Source organism: Intestinimonas massiliensis (ex Afouda et al. 2020) (assembly GCF_001244995.1).
Lineage (GTDB): Bacteria > Bacillota > Clostridia > Oscillospirales > Oscillospiraceae > Intestinimonas > Intestinimonas massiliensis.
Genome location: NZ_LN869528.1, coordinates 566,309 through 582,328 on the forward strand (window position 1 = coordinate 566,309; position 16,020 = coordinate 582,328).

Consider the following 16,020-nt stretch of genomic DNA (forward strand, 5'->3'; position numbering starts at 1 on the left):
AACTCGCTGTTCTCAGAATCACCGCAGCAGGGTATTCTCCTTGGCGGCGGCCTCCAGTCCGGTGCCGGTGCTGAAATAATACTCCAGCACGTCGGCGGCGATGGCGGCCAGCTCCATGCCGGAGCCGCCCTTCTCCACCACCACGGCGAGGGCGATCTCCGGGTCCTCGTAAGGGGCGAAGCAGACGAACACGGCGTTGGACTCCGTGGTGCTGCTCACCTGGGCGGAGCCGGTCTTGGCGCCCACCGTCACGGGCAGGTCCTTGAAAAAGCGGTAGGTGGTGCCTCCCTCGGCGGCCACCAGGCGCATCCCCTCCAGCACCGCGTTCAAATTCTCCGGGGCAATCTCAATGGTGTCCAGCACCTCCGGCTCCCGCTCGTAGAGCACCTCGGAGTAGTCGTAGGACTTCACCGACTTGAGCAGGTGGGCGGAGTAGTGGGTGCCGCCGTTGACCAGGGTGGCGATATAGTTGGCCAACTGGAGGGGGGTGAACTGGTTGTTGTCCTGCCCGATGGCGGCGGCCAGAGTCTGGCCCTCGTACCAGGTCTGCTCCAGGCGCTTGGAGGCGTCCGGCCCGGCCACCATGCCGGTGTTCTCCTTGAGCTCGATGCCGGTGGACTCCCCCAGTCCGAACATCCGGGCGTACTGGTCCAGCCGGTCGATACCCAGCCGCCGGCCTACGTCGTAGAAGAAGATGTTGCAGGAGTCCCGGATGGCCTCCGAGACGTTCTCGTTGCCGTGGGTGCCGCCGTACTGGCGGTAGTACCAGCACATGGGGGTGTAGCTGGGGGCGTAGTACATATACCGCCCGGTGTCCCGGATCTCGGTGCTGGGCTCGATGATGTCCTCCTCCAGACCGCCCACGGCGGTGACCATCTTGAAGGTGGAGCCCGGGGCGTACTGGCCCAGCAGGGCCCGGTTGTAGAAGGGCTTGAGGGGGTCGTTGAGGGCGGCGTTATAGGCCTCGTTGTCGGAGTAGATGGTGGTACGGTCATAGGTGGGATAGCTGGCCATGGCCAGCACGCCGCCGTCCGACACGTCGATGGCCACCAGGGCGCCGCCCTGGGTGTCCTCGGATTTCAGGCCGGCGATGCCATCGGCCAGCGCCCGCTCGGCCACCTCCTGGAGCCGGATGTCCAGGGTCAGGGCCACGTGGCCGCCGGGGACGGGCTCCTCCTTGTAGGTCTCGCTGATCACCTTCCCCTCGGTGTTGGTCTCCACGGCCTTTTTGCCGTCGGTGCCCTTGAGCCAGGACTCAAAGGCCTGCTCCACGCCCTCCTTGCCCACCGACTCGTCTCCGTCGTAGCCCAGGGTGCGGTAATAGGCCTGCTCGGTCTCGTCCATCAGCCCCACCCGGCCCAGCAGATGGGCAGCGTAGGGGGTCCGGTACTGCCGGACGCTCTTGGTGTCGATGCGCACGCCGGCCAGCCCCGCCTCCTTCACGGCGGTGATGAATTGAATGTCCACATCCTTGGCAAAGACGTAGGACACCGTGGTGATCCCCTTGGAGCGCAGGGCCAGCTCGTAAAGCACACCCAGCAGCCCCCGGGCTTCCTGGTTCGGGAGGGTCTCGTCCAGCCCAAAATACTCCTTCATTTTGTCCAGCAGGGGCTGGGCGGACACGGCGGGGGCCTTTGGCTCCGCCGGGAGCGTCTCCTCGGCTTCCTCCTCCCGGGCGGGAGCGGTCTCCGCCGGGGCGGGCCGCATAGCGGCGATCTCGTCCTCCGTGGGGATGAGGTCGGTCCACTTGAGCTGGGCGCACAGCTTTTGCAGCCGGGTCACCGCCAGGTCGGAGGCGGCGTCCAGCGTAAACACATAAGGGGCCTGGGCGGAGACGGGCAGGGTATCGGTCCACTCCACCTCCTGCTCCCGGCAGATGTCCAGCAGCTCCAGCAGCACGGCGTTTTTGTCCTCCCCCATGCGGGAGGTCTCCAGCGCCACGTTGTAGCTGGTCCGGTTGGTGACCAGTTCCCTGCCGTAGCGGTCCAGCAGGGAGCCCCGGGCGGCCTCCACCGTCTCGGTCTGGGCGATCTTCCGCTGGGAGCGCTCCCGGTACTCCGCCCCGTGGACGATCTGGAGGTCATAGAGCACATAGCCGAAGCCGATGAGCACCGCCGCCAGGACGGCCACCAGGCCCCTGGAGCGGATGTGAAATTGTCGGTTTTCCTTGTCCTTCATGGGACTCCTTCCTTACAGACGCAGCAGCCGGACGATCCGTCCCCGGACCCACCGGAACCAGGGGTAGATCACCGCCACGAAGCACAGGGACCAGAGGACCTCGGGCACCGCCACCTCCAGCAGGGCGGGGAGGGAGGCGGCTCCGGTGAAGAGCCGGAGCAGGATGCGTCCGGCGTCGATGACAGCCAGCACGGCGGCGGAGCACAGCAGGCAGCCCCAAAAGCCCTGGTTGAGGGCGTACTGGGCGGCGGCGCCGCAGGCGCAGCACAGCAGGCACAGCCCCAGGGTCATGGCGCCGCGGGTGCCGAAGTAGACGGCGTCGCACAGCACGCCCACCGCCAGGCCGAAGCCCGCCCCGGCCAGGGTCCCCTCCAGCACCGCCACCGCCACCCCGGCCAGGGGCAGCAGCATGGGGAACACCCCCAGGACGGGAAAGCGGTTGAGCACAAAGACTTCCAGCCACCACACCGGCAGCAGGGCCAGGCCGTAGATGGTCCACTTATAGAGCATATCCTGACGGGTCAACGGTCTGACCTCCCTTTCCGCCGTAGGGCCGCCCGGCAGGCGCGCCTCACTCGACGATGTCAAACTCCTTGATGATAAAGACCTCCACCAGACGGTCCAGGTCGGCGGCGGGGGCGAGCACAGCATACCGGCTCATGCCCGAGGGGTCGGTATGGAGGGACTCAATGGCCCCCACCACCAGCCCGGAAGGGTAGATGCCCGTCAGGCCCGAGGTGAGCACCAGATCGCCGGTGAGCAGCTCGGTGTTCTCCGGCAGGTAGGTCATCTTGAGGCGGCCCTCCTGCATGAGGGTAAAGTCGCCCTCCAGCATGGCGGTGGAGTCGGTGCGGGACACGATGCCGCCCATCTGGAGGTTGGCGTCCACCACCGTGATCATCACCGAGTAATTGCTCCCCACTTCGTCGATGATGCCCACCAGGTTGCCGGCGGCATCCACCACGCAGTCCCCCGCCGCCACATCCTGGACGGAGCCCTTGCTGAGGGTCAGGGTGGAGGCCCAGTTGGAGGTGGACCGGGCGGTGACCCGGGCGGACTCGAGGACGAAGTCGCTGCGCTTGGCCCGCAGGCCCAGCGCTTCCCGGAGCAGCTCGTTCTCCTTGCTGGCGGCCTCGCCCTCCCGTGCCTTCTCCTCCAGCTCGGCGATCTGGCTGCGCAGCCGCTGGTTCTCCTCCTCCAGCTCCTGGTACCGGAAGGAGTAGTTGTAGACCCCCTCGGCCCAGCCCACAAAGGAGGACACGCCGTTGCGGATGGGGGTGGTGACCACCCCCAGGGCGTTGGACAGGGGATTGGCCGTTCCCTTCAGGGCATAGGAGGCCACCGCCGTGATGGCGGCCAGCAGCACGGCGATGATGAGGATCAGTATCCCGTTGTGGCGCAGAAAGTCCTTCAAAAGCAGTTCTCCTTATTGGCCCCGGTTCCCGGCAGCCAGCGCCAGGCAGTCTGTGCCCATCCCGGCCAGCATCCGGCCCAGGCGACACACCGGAAGTCCCATCACGTTGAAGTAATCTCCCTCGATGCGCTCCACCAGCAGGGCGCCGTAGCCCTGGATGCCATAGGCCCCGGCCTTGTCCATGGGCTCGCCGGTGGCGATGTAGCGGGTGATGTCGTCCTGGGTCAGCTCCCGGAAGGTGACGGTAGTCACCTCGTGCTCGGTGCGCCGCTCCCCGTCCCGCAGCAGCGTGACGCCGGTATACACCTGGTGGCGCCGGCCGGACAGGGCGGAGAGCATCCGGAACGCCTCCAGCCCGTCGTTCGGCTTGCCCAGCACCGCGCCGTCCAGAGCGACGATGGTGTCGGCGGCGATGACCAGCCCGCCGGGCTTGGCGTGCTCCGCCACCGCCTCCGCCTTCCGGGCGGAGAGGATCTCCACGATCCGGGCGGGGGAGAGGCCAGGCTCCACCGTCTCGTCGGCGTCGGAGGAGATGACCCGGAACGTCTCAATGCCCATCTGGGCCAGGAGCTGCTTCCGGCGGGGAGAGCCGGAGGCCAGAATGATATCCATGTAAGTCGGTCCTTCCTTCTATTTCCCGGTGGAGCCAAAGCCGCCGGCCCCGCGGTCGGTCTCGTCCAGCTCGTCCGTCTGTTCCAGCTCGGCCCGGACCACCGGCACCACGGCAAGCTGGGCGATGCGGTCCCCGGGTTGGACGGTATAGGGGGCGTCCGCGCTGTTGTGCAGCCCCACGGCAATCTCCCCCCGGTAGTCGCTGTCGATGACTCCCACCCCGTTGGAGAGGGCCACCCCGTGCCTGATGCCCAGGCCCGACCGGGCAAATACCAGGGCCACATAGGCCGCCGAGGGCAGGGCGATGGCGATACCGGTGGGGATGGCCGCCCGCCCCCCGGCGGGGATGGTCACCGGCTCCTCCAGGCAGGCGTGGAGATCCATGGCGGCGGCACCGGCGCTGGCGTAATAGGGAAGGGGGATCTCCGCCCCGATCTTGGGGGAGACGGCCTTAATTTTCAGCTTCATCGGAATTCCTCTCTATTCCACATCTCGGTAATACAGCCCCCGGGTGTAGTCCTTGGGCTCATAGCTGCCCCGGCCCAGGTAGCGCTCGGTTACCCGGACGCACTCCGCGGCGCTCTCGGTGGTGAAGAGCAGCCGGGCCGCCCACAGCCCCACCCTCTGATAGTCCCCCCGCTTATCCGCCAAGAACAGCGTCTTGGCGTTGAGGATCTCGCTGCGGCAGCCGGGGGCCTTTACCACCGGGAAGCGTTCGCCCTTCCGGTCGGTGAGCTGGTTGACGCCGTCGCAGCCGCAGCGGCCGGAGCGGTTCTTGATGATGCAGTTCTCGGTGACCATCAGGGGCAGGCGGCCGTACACGATCAGTTCTATGTCCAGGGCCTTGGAAATATCCCGTACCTGAACCAGCTTGAGCTCGAAGGAGGCGGTGGCTGAGCTGAGGCCCAGCCGTTTGAGCTCCTTCAGGGCCTGGGAGTTGAACACGCACAGGCCGAAGTCCCCCCGCAGGTTGTAATCGGTGTCCCGGGCGGGGCGGAGCAGGTCCAGGGTGCCCGCCAGAGCCTCGGTGCAGCCGGAGGCCCGGGCGGCCTCCAGGTCCCGGTACAGCTCCTGCCGCTCCCGGTCCCAGCAGATACGGGGCAGGGTCACCCCGGCCCTGACGCCGTGGTCCAGCACCCGCTTGACCGCCTCCGGGTGTGCGGCGGCCTCCGCCGCGGGCAGGTAGACAATACCGGGCCCCAGGTCCAGCAGGGCGTCGGTGAGCTGCCCAGCGGTGCGGAGGGACAAATTCAGTATAGGCGCTTCCCGGCGGTTTTCATACCGCACGCCGGGGTGAAATTCCCCGGTCTCCCAGCTCATGGGCACGCTGCGGCTGGCCCGCAGGCTGTCCAGCAGGCCCCGGCGCAGGCTGTTGAGCACCGACACCGGCAGAGACAGCCCCGGCTCCACCAGGGCCCGGACCTTCGCGCAGCGGAAGGGGGTCCCTCCCGTGCGGGAGAGCTGGGCCTCCACGTCGGCGGCGGTGAGCTCCTTGGTGCGGGCGGCCTCGGGGACAGGGCCCTCGGCGGTGATGACCCGCTCCTCCGGGTCCTGCACCGCCACCTGGGCGGGCTCCCCCTTGCGGATCATGGCGTAAAAGGTGATGGGCACGCTCTGGCGCTCCCCGCTCTGGTACTGGGTGCGGGCCCGGGCATAGAGCTCCCGGGGCTCCCGGGCGTCCTCCCGGACGCCGAACATACCGGGGCCCTTCTGGTCCAGGTAGTAGCCCTCGGTAAAGCCCTGGCGGGAAAAGGCGGCCTCCAGCTCGGCGAGCTCCTCGGCGGTGGGCTCCCGGCCCTCCCGCAGGGCCCGGGCGTAGATGCCGGTGACCACCGCCACGTACTCCGGCCGCTTCATCCGCCCCTCGATCTTCAGGCACTTGACCCCCAGCTTCTTCAGCTCCTGGAGGTGTCCGGCCAGGGACATGTCCTTCAGGGAGAGGGGATAGCCGTCGGCCCGGCCCTCCCAGCCGTACTTGAGGCGGCAGGGCTGGGCGCACAGGCCCCGGTTGCCCGACCGGCCCCCGATGACCGAGGACAGGAAGCACTGGCCGGAGTAGCACATGCACAGCGCCCCGTGGACAAAGGTCTCGATCTCAATGGGGGAGTGGGTGCAGATGTACTCGATGGCGTCCCGGCTCAGCTCCCGGGAGAGCACCACCCGCTCCATGCCCAGATCGGCGCAGCGCAGCACCCCGTCCAGGGAGTGGACGGTGAGCTGGGTGGAGCCGTGGACCGGCAGGTCGGGGGCCACCTGGCGGAGCATCCGCAGGATGCCCAGGTCCTGGATGAGGACGGCGTCCACCCCGATCCGGGCGGCGGCGGCGGCCACCTGGGCGGCGGCGGGGAGCTCCCGGTCGGTAACCAGGGTGTTGAGGGTCAGGTAGACCCTGGCCCCCCGCAGATGGCAGTAAGAAACCGCCGCCGCAAGCTCCTCTCGGGAGAAGTTTTTCGCATTGCGGCGGGCGTTGAAGTCTCCGTATCCCAGATAGACGGCGTCGGCGCCGGACTGGACGGCGGCGGTGACCGCCTCCGGAGAGCCGGCAGGGGACAGTAATTCCAGCATGGTATGTGCAGCCTCCAGGGGTGTTTTTTCTTCCGGCGGGGGACCGTAGCTCCAGCGCGGCGGGACGTTCCTTTTACTTCTTGTTCTGTAATTTGAAGATCTCCCGCTTGGCCTCAGAGAGCTCCAGCTTCATCTTGGTGGCCTCCTCCAGGTACTCCTTGAGCTGGCGGCGCAGATTTTCGGCGGCCTCCACCTCCTTGAAGTACTCGTCGGCGACGTTGAGGGCGGCCAGAACGGCGCCGTCCACCAGCGAGACCTTGGCGCCGTCCAGCACCTCCCGCACCTTGGCGTCCACATGCTGGGCCACCTTCTGCATATAGCCCTCATCCTCGGTCGCCACCAGGGTGTATTCCTGGTCGGCAATGGATACTGTGATCTTATTTTTCATGGCTGGCCCTCCTCCTGAGTTCATTACAGGTATTATATCATAACGGTCAACATAAAAAAATAAATTCTTCTTTAATTCTGCGGCTTTTTCCTGTAGAATGGTCTGTGCAATACGGACGGAAAAGGAGGTGCGCGTATGGCCGGGAATCTGCTGCTGCCGGGAGACATCGTCTCCATGGCGGCGGGGTGCGCCGACCGGCTGGTCAAGGCCGGGGACGGGGACGCCGCCCTGCTGTACCTCTATCTCCTGCGGCGGGGGGGCGTGTTTTCCGCCGAGGGGGCCCGGAAGGCCCTGGGCTGGAGCGCCGACCGGCTGAAGGCCGCCGGGGAGTCCCTGGCCCGGCTGGGCCTGTGGGACGGGCGTGCCGAGGAGTCCCTCCCCGCCACGCCGCCGGAGCCCCAGGCTCCCCCGGACTACACCGCCGCCGACATTGCCAAAGAGCTGGAAAACGGCGGCTCCTTCCCCCATCTGGTGGAGGAGGTCCAAAGGCAGTTGGGCAAGCTGCTTTCCACGGCGGACCTGAAGATTCTCTACTCCCTGTACGACTATCTGGCCCTTCCCGCCGAGGTCATCCTGATGCTGACCACCTGGTGCGTGGAGGAGAGCGAGCGCAAATACGGCCCGGGCCGCAAGCCCCGCATGTCCCAGATCCGCAGGGAGGGCTTTATCTGGCACCGGCTGGGGGTGGACACCCCCGAGGCCGCCGACGCCCACCTGCGCCATCTCACCGCCCTGGCGGGCCGGGAGCGGAGCCTGCTGCCCCGGCTGGGCATCTCCGGCCGGGCCCCGGTGGAGGGCGAGCGGAAATACATCGCGGCCTGGGTGGACCTGGGCTTCGACGACGAGACCATCTGTCTGGCCTACGAGCGCACGGTGCTGAAAAAGGGCTCGCTCAACTGGGCCTATATGAACTCCATCCTGAAGAGCTGGCACCAGAAGGGGCTGCACACGGTGGAGCAGGTGGAGTCCGGCGACTCGGCCTGGCGGCGCGCGGCGGGACCGGCCGCGCCGCCCGCTCCGGGGCCGGGGGACGACCGGGCTCAGGCGGATATGGAGCGGCTGCGCCGCTTCCTGAAGGAGGGAGGCTGACATGCCCTACGACAGCAATGTGATGCGCCGGGCCACCCAGGCCCTGGAGGCCCGGAAGGCCGCCCGGCTGGAGCAGCAGGAGGTCCTGCGGCAGAAGATCTACCGCCAGCTCCCCCGGGTGGCGGAGATCGACCGGGCCCTGCGGCAGACCATCGTCCACATCATCGCCGCCTCCCTGAAGGAGGGCGGCGACCCCGCCTCCTCCATCGCGGCGGTCCGGGCGGAAAACCAGGCCCTTCAGGCGGAAAAGGCCCGGCTGCTCACCGGACGGGGCTACCCCGCCGACTGCCTGGACGACCGGCCCTTCTGCCCCCAGTGTGGGGATTCCGGCTGGGTGGGCAGCCGCATGTGCGCCTGCCTCAAGGCCCTGTGCACCCAGGAGCAGATCCGGGAGCTGTCCTCTCTGCTGGATTTGGGGGAGCAGTCCTTTGACCAGTTCAGCCTGGACTGGTACTCCCCCCTGGGCAGTCCTTCCCCCCGGGAGAACATGGAGTTTATTTACGACGTTTGCCTGAGCTACGCCCAAAAATTCCGGACCTTCCCGTTTCGGAACCTGCTGCTCTACGGCCCGCCGGGCCTGGGCAAGACCTTTCTGTCGGCCTGCATTGCCCGGGTGGTGTCGGAGCATGGCTTTTCGGTGGTCTACGATACGGCGGTGAACATCTTCGCCCAGTTTGAGACGCAGAAGTTCAGCCGGGACGAGGACGACACCCGGGAGGCCCGGGACGGCACCCGGCGGTATCTGGGCTGCGACCTGCTGATCCTGGACGACCTGGGCAGCGAGATGACCACGCCCTTCGTGCAGTCGGCCCTGTACCAGCTTCTGAACACCCGGCTGACCGGCGGTAAACGGACCATCATCAGCACCAACCTGACCCCGGACGACATCCGGCGACGGTATACGCCCCAGCTCGCCTCCCGGCTGGAGGGGGAGTACCATATGCTGCGGTTTTTCGGGGAGGATATCCGGCTGCAAAAAAAGCAGCGGCTGTAGGCCGCTGCTTTTTTATGTGCCGGGATGCCGGTACAGCTCCTGGGCCAGCCGGAACCCCTCGGCAAAGTAGTCGGCATAGGCCATGTCCCGGAGCTGGGCCGTCAGCAGCGTGTGCCGCCAGACCTGCTCCCACTGTTCGCCGGGCAGCGCCGAGCGCAGCCGCTGCTCCAGCTCCTCCAGCTCGTCGAATACCCGGTCGAATTTCTCCCCCTGCGGCGCCGCCCGGGCCAGGGGGTCGTATTGCCCGAAAAAGATCTCCCGCAGTTTGTCGGACATCTTCATCACCTCACATTTATTCTATCTGTATTCAAGATAAAAGTCAATATCTTTTATTCAGATACGTTAAACTGTCCTGGAGGTGGTTGATGTGATTTTTGAGGCGATCCGCACTCTGCGGGAGGAAAGGGGCTTGAGTCAGGCCCAAGTTGCGGCAATCCTGGGGGTAGCACAGAATACCTACTCGCAGTATGAGACCGGTAAAATCGAATGGACTGCGCCTGTCCTTCTCAGGCTTGCGGATTACTATCAGGTCAGCGTTGATTTTTTATTGGACCGCACCCCAAACCCCAAGCTACCCCGTTGAACAGATGGGGCGCGCCGGAAGTCCGGCGCGCCCCGTCTTTCATTGTCCCAATATGCTCCGGTAGCGCTCCTCGCCACCTACCCGGCCCACCACGGACAGGGAGGCCCGCTGGAAGTCGAAGAGCTCCCCGGCCAGGTCCCGCACGTCCTCCGCCGTCACGGCGTCGTAGGCGTCGATAACCTCGTCGGTGGTGAGGGCCCGGTCCTGGAGCAGGGTCCCCCGGCCCAGGGCGCTCATGCGGGACTGGGTGGACTCCAATCCCATGAGCACGTTGGCCTTGGACAGCTCCCGGGCCCGATCCAGCTCCTCCGGCCCGGGGCCGTGCTCGGCGAACTCCCGCACCAGGGCGCAGATGGTCTCCAGCGCCTGGGTCTCGGTCTCCTGGCTCAGGGCGGTGTAGACGGCGAACAGCCCGGTCTCGGCGTGGCCCGCCCCGTAGGTATACACCGAATAGCACAGTCCCCGCTTCTCCCGCAGCTCCTGCCACAGCCGGGAGGACATGCCGGAGCCCAGCATGGTGGACAAAAGCTGAAGGGTAAAGCGCTTTTCGTGGCCGTAGGGCAGGCCGGGGAAGGCCAGAGTCAGGTGGTTTTGCTCGGTGGCCTTCTTTTTCAGGGTGACGGCGGGGGTGTAGCGCACCGGCCTGAGCGTCCGGGGTGCGCCCCGCTCCAGGCCGATGAACCGGGCCTTCAGCTCCTCCACCGCCAGGGGGGAGAAGCTGCCCGCCAGCGCCACCACCAGGTTTTCGGGCCGGTAGTGCTCGGTCATATAGTCCTTCAGCCAGGCTCCGCTCATCTTGTCCAGAGTGGCCTTGCGGCCCAGGATGGGACGGCCCAGGGGGGTCCCGCGGTACACCGCGGCGGACAGCCGCTCGGCGCACAGGTCCTCCGGGTTGTCCTCGTACATGCCGATCTCCTCCAGAATGACCCCCCGCTCGGTCTGTACATCGCCCTCGTCGAACCGGGAGTGGAACACCATGTCGCACAGGATGTCGGCCGCCCGGTCCAGGTGGTCGTCCAGGCAGCGGGCGTAAAAGCAGGTGCACTCCTTGGTGGTGTAAGCGTTGATCTGGCCGCCGATGGCGTCCATCTCCTGGGCGAGCTGCCGGGCGGTGCGCCGCTCGGTGCCCTTGAAGGCCATGTGCTCGATGAAGTGGGCGGCGCCCCCCTCGCCCGCCTTCTCATGGCGGGAGCCGGTGCCCACCCACAGGCCCAGGCAGGCCGAGCGGACGGCGGGGACGTGCTCAGTGACAATGCGGACCCCGTTGGGCAGGGTCTGGAGGTCATAGAATTCTTCCATAGTTCCCTCGCTGTGTATCGAATTTAGTTCCGGCGGATGGTGGTGCCCATGGTCTGGCCGGACACGGCGTCCAGCAGCAGCACGTGGTCGATGCGGCCGTCCAGCACCACCACTTTTTCCACGCCGTTGTCCAGGGCCCGGACGCAGCTTCTCAGCTTGGGCACCATGCCCCCCTGGATGAGCCCGTCGTCCAGCAGCTCCCGGGCCTGGGCGGCGGTAAGGCGGTCGATGGCCGTCTTGGCATTGCGGGCGTCCATACGGATGCCGTCCACGTCGGTGAGGAAGACCAGCTTGTCCGCCTTCAGGGCCTCGGCCACCGCGCAGGCGGCGTCGTCGGCGTTGCAGTTATAGCCTTCCCCGTTTTGCCCCGCCGCAATCGGAGAGACGACGGGCACATACCCGCCGGAAAGCAGGGTCTGGATCAGCGCGGCGTCGGCGGCGGTGATGTCCCCCACGTGGCCCAGGGCCGGGTCCTTCTGCCGGGCGGTGAGGATACCGCCGTCCTTGCCGGACACGCCGGCGGCCTTGACGCCCAGCTTGCGCAGGGCCATGACGATCTGCTTGTTCACCTGGCCGGACAGGACCATCTCGGCCACGTCCATGGCGGCGCCGTCGGTGACCCGGTAGCCGTTTTCGAAGCGGGTCTCCACCCCCAGCTTGTCCAGCCAGCCGGTGATGCTCTTGCCGCCGCCGTGGACCAGCACCACGTGGACCCCCGCCATCTGGAGGGCCGCCACGTCCCGGAGGATGGAATTCACCGCCCCGTTGTCCCCCCAGGCGGAGCCGCCGTACTTGAGCACGATGGTCTTGCCGGCGCTCTCGGCCAGCCGGGGCAGCGTGTCCAGCAGGCCCAGCACCTTTTCCATGCCGTCCAGATGGTGGACCACGTCGTATTCGTGCAGAAATTCCCGGGTGTATTCCACGTCGGAGACGCAGTCAATATAGGCAGTGCCCCGCTTCTGGCGGGTCTCGGCTCCCTTGCCGGTGATGAGGATGACGGTGGGCTCCTCGCAGCCCATGACGGCCATACGGATGGCCTGGCCCCGGTCGGGCTCGATGGAGTAGTCGCAGCCCCCTGCCTCCACGTAGGCCGCCATCTCCCGGGAGATGTCCAGCACGTCCTCCTCGCCGGGGTCCTCCTCGGTGATGATCACCAGGTCGGCGTATTGGGCCGAAATTTCGCTCAGGTCCTTCCGCCGGTCCAGGGCCTTTTTGCCCGGACAGCCAAAGACGATGACCACCCGTTGCCCGGGGTACTCCGCCTTCACCGACTGGAACAGCTTTTCAAAGCTCAGGCGGTTGTGGGCGTAGTCCACGATGGCGGTGATGCTTTCGTTGGCGTTTTGATAGACCTCCATCCGCCCCGGCACCCGCGCCTTCATCAGTCCCACGTAGATGCACCGCTCGGGGATACCCAGGCCCTCGCACACGGCGATGGCGGCCAGGGCGTTCTGCACGTTGAAGAGCCCCGGCATGGTCAGCCGGAACTCCCGGGAAAACCGGGGGGTCTTGACCCGGAAGAGAATGTCGTGGCCGGACTTGCGGACGTTGGAGCCGTAGACGGCGGCGGCGGGGTCCTTTTCCGAGAAGGTGATGAGCCGGGGGGAGCCGGCGGCGGCCTGCAGCACCCGGCCGGCCTCGTCGGAGTCCAGGTTGACCACTGCCAGGCTGGAGTGCTCGAAGATGCGCAGCTTGGAGGCGAAGTAGTCCTCAAAATCCGGGTGCTCGATGGGGGAGATGTGGTCGTAGCCGATGTTCAGGAACACGGCGGCGGAGAGCTCCACGCCCACCATCCGGTCATACTTCAGGGCCTGGGAGGAGACCTCCATGGTCAGGTAGTCCAGCCCCGCCGAGGCGGCGTTGGCCAGATGGCGCTCCAGGTCCAGGGGCTCGGGGGTGGTGAGGTGAGACTCGAAGCGTTCTACCCCGTCGTAGGTGTCGATGGAGCCGATGACCCCGCTCTCGGGCCCCTTTTTGCCCGCCTCATACTCGTCAAAAATATACTTTAGGTAATAAGAGGTGGAACTTTTCCCTTTTGTACCGGTGATACCCACCACATGGAGCTTGCCGGAGGGGTGGTCGTAGTAGAAGTCGGCCAGCAGGGCCATGGCCCGCCGCACATCGCTGACCAGCAGGCAGGGGGCGGCCCCGGCCTCCTCCCACACGTGGTCGGAGAGGTAGATGAACGCGCCCCGGGCCAGGGCGTCGGCCAGATACCGGCCTTTGAAGTGGGCCCCCTTGACGATGAACAGGGTGCCGGGGGTCACCGACTGGGAGTCGCAGGAGACCAGCGCCACCGGCCGGGACAGCAGGTCGGCGGACAGGGGCTGGGCCGAGGAGAGCAGGCCGTGTTTTTGCAGAAGCTGCCAGTAGTCGCCCAGAGGGCGGATGGGGAGGTTCATGTTGTCACCTCATTTGTAGGATGGTCCCCCCAAGGGGGACGGGGCGTTGGCCTCCGGCCGGACCCGGCGGACACGCCGAAATAATCCGCCATGGCCGCAATGGTGGGGGCGTTGGGTTCCCGTTCCTTCAGTTCATAGCGGCGGTAGGCGCTGATGGACACACCCAGCGCCTCGGCTACAACTTCCTGGCGGAGGTGTCGTTCTTTCCGCAAAATTCTCATTCTTTTCGCCAAAATCTCCATACTTGCCCCTTGACTCTCTCCCGCCTCAAGCTCTTTTTGGCCTCGCTGCGCCTGGGGCTCACACTTGCCGCAGGGGATAGCCGCAGGCCCGGATGCTCTCCTCCGCCAGCACGTCCATGGCGTCCAGATACAGCTCGGGCACCCCGTGGTAGTCCTTGTACACGCTCAGCTCGGTGCAGGCCAGGACGGCCCCGTCGCATCCCCGATCGCGCAGGTCCCGGTCGATACGGGCAAACTTCTCCCGGCTGCCCTTTTCCCCCCGCTTGATCTCGTCATAGATGATGCTCATGGTAAGCGCCTGGGCCTCGGGGCCGGGGACCACCCCCTCCAGTCCCTGGGCGGCGCACTCGGCCTGATAGATGCCGGTGCGCACGGTGCCGTCGGTGGCCAGAAGGCCCACCCGGCGACACCCTCGCTTTTTCATGGCCGCCGCCGTCAGGCGGATCATGTTCATCAGGGGGATGGACAGCTCCCTTTGGAGCCGGTCTGCAAAATAGTGGGAGGTGTTGCAGGGGATGGCCAGCACGGTGCAGCCCTCCCGCTCCAGCAGCCGGGCATCCGCCAGCAGCCGCTGGTATACCGGCTCGGTCTGGCCGGAGAGGATGGCCTGGGTGCGGTCGGGCATTCCCGTGTCGCTCCAGATCAGGGTGGGCAGGTGCTCCTGGTCCCGACGGGCGTCGGTCTTGTCCAAAATGCGCTGGTAAAAGACCTGGGTGGCCTGCGGTCCCATGCCGCCGAGGATGCCGAGGCGAGGTTGTTGTGCAGTCATACGATTCCTTTCGCGGTCAGTTCGGTTTCTGATAATACTGCTTGAACTTGACAAAGTGGCCCAGGGCGTTCTTGGTCATGCGCAGGCGGCGGGTCGGATGCTTGTCCGGCCCGTAGAACAAAGGGTTTTTCGCCGCCCCCGCCCGGATGAGGGCCTTCATCTCCGCATGATACTTTTTGGGCGTGTAGGCATAGGCCACCTGCTGGGGCACCACCCGCCACAGGGAGCGGTTCCGGGTGACGACCAGCTCCAGGGGCTTGTGCTCCACCCGGTCCTCCACCAGGATTTTGGCCAGGTTATAGCCCGCCCCGGTGACGTAGTAGTTGCTGCGGCCCTGGCGGGTGTTGATCTCAAAAGCCTTGAACTTGCCGTCCCGCTGGTCGTACTTGATGTCGAAGTTGGAAAAGCCGGTGAAGCCCACGGCCTCTAAAAAGTCCTTGAACTTGAGGCACAGCGCCTCGTTGGGCTCGGTGAGGATGACGGCGTGGTTGCCGATGCCGTGGGGGGTGTGCTCCTCCAGCAGCACATGGCCCAGGCACATGAGCTTCACCCGGGCCTGCTCGTCGGAGTAGCAGGTGAGCACCCGCATGTAGCTGTCGTCCCCGGGGATGAACTCCTGCAAAATCATGGTATCGGGGTACCCGGCGGCGTACACCTTGTCCAGGGTGCGCTCCAGGGCCGCCCGATCGGGCAGGCAGAAGACCTTCTCGTTGCCCTCGAAGGGGTGCTCCCAGTAGGCCACGCCGTTGGCCGGCTTGCAGATGTAGGGGGGAGGAAAGGGCAGCTCGAAATCGTGGCCCATCTCCTTGTGGTAGACGAAGGTGCCGGGGTGGTCGATGCCGTACTGGTCGCAGAGGGTGTAGAACCGCTCCTTGTGGGTGAGCACGTCCATGAGGTCGATGTCGATGTAGGGGGCCGTCACGTTTTGGGGGAACTCCCCCTTGTGGCGGGCGGCCAGCTTGACGTAGGAGTCCCCGCAGCCGATGCACAGCACCGTCTTGTCCCGGTGCTCGTGGGCGAAGGCGGTCACCTTCTCCACGAATACGGCGTCGGACTCAATGTCCCGGCAGGGGCGGTAGTCGATGATATCACTCTGATAGCAGGGTCCCGTGGGGAACTTGCCGTAGGCGGTGGATCGGATGCCGTAGGCCTCGTGAAAGGCCCGGGCCATGCTGTAGACGTTGATGTCCCCGCCGAAGAGCAGGGGAAGGAAGGAGGTCTCCATCAGTTTTCAGCTCCCCGGAAGGAAATTTCATACCAGGCCCCGTCCCCGGCGGTGAGCGGGGTGAGGCTGGCCTGGTAGTGGGTGCGGATATAGTCGGCCTCCCGGCTGGTGAGGCGCAGCTCCCGCGTGAGGATCTCCCCGCCCTGGAAGGCGTCGGAGATTTTTTGTTCGATCTCTCTGATTATGGTCATTTCTCTCTCTCCCTAACCGGCGTTCCTGCACGCCGCTTTCGCGTCCCTGCGTGTGGATTTTCCGCGTCT

At 66.1% G+C, this 16,020-nt stretch carries 17 protein-coding genes; 3 read left to right on the forward strand and 14 right to left on the reverse strand.

What is annotated here, in order from left to right:
• Window positions 1-18 precede the first annotated feature (18 nt).
• From BN2154_RS02890 to BN2154_RS02920, 7 genes are all read right to left on the reverse strand, one after another.
• Window positions 19-2,178, reverse strand: a complete 2,160-nt coding sequence (locus BN2154_RS02890; RefSeq protein ID WP_050617357.1) for a penicillin-binding transpeptidase domain-containing protein — start codon at window positions 2,176-2,178, stop codon at window positions 19-21.
• Between the two features lie 12 nt (window positions 2,179-2,190).
• Entirely contained in the window at window positions 2,191-2,703 is a 513-nt protein-coding gene (locus BN2154_RS02895) for a hypothetical protein (RefSeq protein WP_050617358.1), read from the reverse strand.
• A gap of 46 nt (window positions 2,704-2,749) precedes the next feature.
• Window positions 2,750-3,592 (reverse strand): rod shape-determining protein MreC, encoded by an 843-nt coding sequence (gene mreC, locus BN2154_RS02900; protein ID WP_050617359.1) that lies wholly within the window; start codon window positions 3,590-3,592, stop codon window positions 2,750-2,752.
• Window positions 3,593-3,604: 12 nt separating this feature from the next.
• Window positions 3,605-4,204, reverse strand: a complete 600-nt coding sequence (locus BN2154_RS02905) for a Maf family protein (protein WP_050617360.1) — start codon at window positions 4,202-4,204, stop codon at window positions 3,605-3,607.
• Window positions 4,205-4,222: 18 nt separating this feature from the next.
• Window positions 4,223-4,672 carry a dUTP diphosphatase gene (gene dut / locus BN2154_RS02910; RefSeq protein ID WP_050617361.1) on the reverse strand — a complete coding sequence of 150 codons (450 nt, stop codon included), beginning with the start codon at window positions 4,670-4,672 and terminating at the stop codon, window positions 4,223-4,225.
• 12 nt (window positions 4,673-4,684) lie between these two features.
• Complete coding sequence (locus tag BN2154_RS02915) at window positions 4,685-6,769, reverse strand: U32 family peptidase (RefSeq protein WP_050617362.1); 2,085 nt, start codon at window positions 6,767-6,769, stop codon at window positions 4,685-4,687.
• Window positions 6,770-6,842: 73 nt separating this feature from the next.
• Window positions 6,843-7,157 (reverse strand): cell division protein ZapA, encoded by a 315-nt coding sequence (locus BN2154_RS02920; RefSeq protein ID WP_050617363.1) that lies wholly within the window; start codon window positions 7,155-7,157, stop codon window positions 6,843-6,845.
• A 135-nt stretch (window positions 7,158-7,292) separates the two neighbouring features.
• On the opposite strand from BN2154_RS02920, the gene BN2154_RS02925 reads away from it, so the two are divergent.
• Together BN2154_RS02925 and BN2154_RS02930 are read left to right on the forward strand one after the other, a co-directional pair.
• Window positions 7,293-8,246 (forward strand): DnaD domain protein, encoded by a 954-nt coding sequence (locus BN2154_RS02925; protein ID WP_050617364.1) that lies wholly within the window; start codon window positions 7,293-7,295, stop codon window positions 8,244-8,246.
• 1 nt (window position 8,247) lies between these two features.
• Window positions 8,248-9,240, forward strand: coding sequence for an ATP-binding protein (locus BN2154_RS02930; RefSeq protein WP_050617365.1), 993 nt, complete (start codon window positions 8,248-8,250; stop codon window positions 9,238-9,240).
• A gap of 12 nt (window positions 9,241-9,252) precedes the next feature.
• Here BN2154_RS02930 and BN2154_RS02935 read toward each other — a convergent pair whose 3' ends face one another.
• On the reverse strand, window positions 9,253-9,516 hold the full coding sequence (locus tag BN2154_RS02935) for a DUF6809 family protein (protein ID WP_050617366.1): 264 nt from the start codon (window positions 9,514-9,516) through the stop codon (window positions 9,253-9,255).
• A 91-nt stretch (window positions 9,517-9,607) separates the two neighbouring features.
• Between BN2154_RS02935 and BN2154_RS02940 the strand changes: the two genes are divergently transcribed.
• Complete coding sequence (locus tag BN2154_RS02940) at window positions 9,608-9,823, forward strand: helix-turn-helix domain-containing protein (protein WP_050617367.1); 216 nt, start codon at window positions 9,608-9,610, stop codon at window positions 9,821-9,823.
• 39 nt (window positions 9,824-9,862) lie between these two features.
• On the opposite strand, the gene BN2154_RS02945 is transcribed toward BN2154_RS02940, so the two are convergent.
• The 6 genes from BN2154_RS02945 to BN2154_RS02970 are packed head-to-tail and all read right to left on the reverse strand — an operon-like array spanning window position 9,863 to window position 15,951.
• A complete protein-coding gene (locus BN2154_RS02945; RefSeq protein ID WP_050617368.1) occupies window positions 9,863-11,122 on the reverse strand; it encodes a M16 family metallopeptidase in 1,260 nt (419 codons plus the stop codon).
• A gap of 23 nt (window positions 11,123-11,145) precedes the next feature.
• Window positions 11,146-13,524 (reverse strand): acetylglutamate kinase, encoded by a 2,379-nt coding sequence (argB, locus tag BN2154_RS15065; protein WP_094762327.1) that lies wholly within the window; start codon window positions 13,522-13,524, stop codon window positions 11,146-11,148.
• A complete protein-coding gene (locus tag BN2154_RS02955; protein WP_050617369.1) occupies window positions 13,521-13,766 on the reverse strand; it encodes a helix-turn-helix domain-containing protein in 246 nt (81 codons plus the stop codon). Before BN2154_RS02955 ends, argB begins: the two co-directional genes overlap by 4 nt.
• A gap of 58 nt (window positions 13,767-13,824) precedes the next feature.
• The gene (locus tag BN2154_RS02960; RefSeq protein WP_050617370.1) at window positions 13,825-14,535 is read right to left on the reverse strand and encodes a cysteate racemase; all 711 of its coding nucleotides are present in this window, start codon (window positions 14,533-14,535) and stop codon (window positions 13,825-13,827) included.
• A 16-nt stretch (window positions 14,536-14,551) separates the two neighbouring features.
• Window positions 14,552-15,760 (reverse strand): carboxylate--amine ligase, encoded by a 1,209-nt coding sequence (locus tag BN2154_RS02965; RefSeq protein WP_050617371.1) that lies wholly within the window; start codon window positions 15,758-15,760, stop codon window positions 14,552-14,554.
• Window positions 15,760-15,951, reverse strand: a complete 192-nt coding sequence (locus BN2154_RS02970; protein ID WP_050617372.1) for a hypothetical protein — start codon at window positions 15,949-15,951, stop codon at window positions 15,760-15,762. Before BN2154_RS02970 ends, BN2154_RS02965 begins: the two co-directional genes overlap by 1 nt.
• Window positions 15,952-16,020: the final 69 nt, after the last annotated feature.

Excerpts from the sequence above, each read along its gene's own strand:
- BN2154_RS02890 (WP_050617357.1), bottom strand. The coding sequence starts at position 2,178 with ATGAAGGACAAGGAAAACCGACAATTTCACATCCGCTCCAGGGGCCTG.
- BN2154_RS02905 (WP_050617360.1), bottom strand. The coding sequence starts at position 4,204 with ATGGATATCATTCTGGCCTCCGGCTCTCCCCGCCGGAAGCAGCTCCTG.
- dut (WP_050617361.1), bottom strand. The coding sequence starts at position 4,672 with ATGAAGCTGAAAATTAAGGCCGTCTCCCCCAAGATCGGGGCGGAGATC.
- BN2154_RS02915 (WP_050617362.1), bottom strand. The coding sequence starts at position 6,769 with ATGCTGGAATTACTGTCCCCTGCCGGCTCTCCGGAGGCGGTCACCGCC.
- BN2154_RS02920 (WP_050617363.1), bottom strand. The coding sequence starts at position 7,157 with ATGAAAAATAAGATCACAGTATCCATTGCCGACCAGGAATACACCCTG.
- BN2154_RS02925 (WP_050617364.1), top strand. The coding sequence starts at position 7,293 with ATGGCCGGGAATCTGCTGCTGCCGGGAGACATCGTCTCCATGGCGGCG.
- BN2154_RS02930 (WP_050617365.1), top strand. The coding sequence starts at position 8,248 with ATGCCCTACGACAGCAATGTGATGCGCCGGGCCACCCAGGCCCTGGAG.
- BN2154_RS02935 (WP_050617366.1), bottom strand. The coding sequence starts at position 9,516 with ATGTCCGACAAACTGCGGGAGATCTTTTTCGGGCAATACGACCCCCTG.
- BN2154_RS02945 (WP_050617368.1), bottom strand. The coding sequence starts at position 11,122 with ATGGAAGAATTCTATGACCTCCAGACCCTGCCCAACGGGGTCCGCATT.
- argB (WP_094762327.1), bottom strand. The coding sequence starts at position 13,524 with ATGAACCTCCCCATCCGCCCTCTGGGCGACTACTGGCAGCTTCTGCAA.
- BN2154_RS02955 (WP_050617369.1), bottom strand. The coding sequence starts at position 13,766 with ATGGAGATTTTGGCGAAAAGAATGAGAATTTTGCGGAAAGAACGACAC.
- BN2154_RS02960 (WP_050617370.1), bottom strand. The coding sequence starts at position 14,535 with ATGACTGCACAACAACCTCGCCTCGGCATCCTCGGCGGCATGGGACCG.
- BN2154_RS02965 (WP_050617371.1), bottom strand. The coding sequence starts at position 15,760 with ATGGAGACCTCCTTCCTTCCCCTGCTCTTCGGCGGGGACATCAACGTC.
- BN2154_RS02970 (WP_050617372.1), bottom strand. The coding sequence starts at position 15,951 with ATGACCATAATCAGAGAGATCGAACAAAAAATCTCCGACGCCTTCCAG.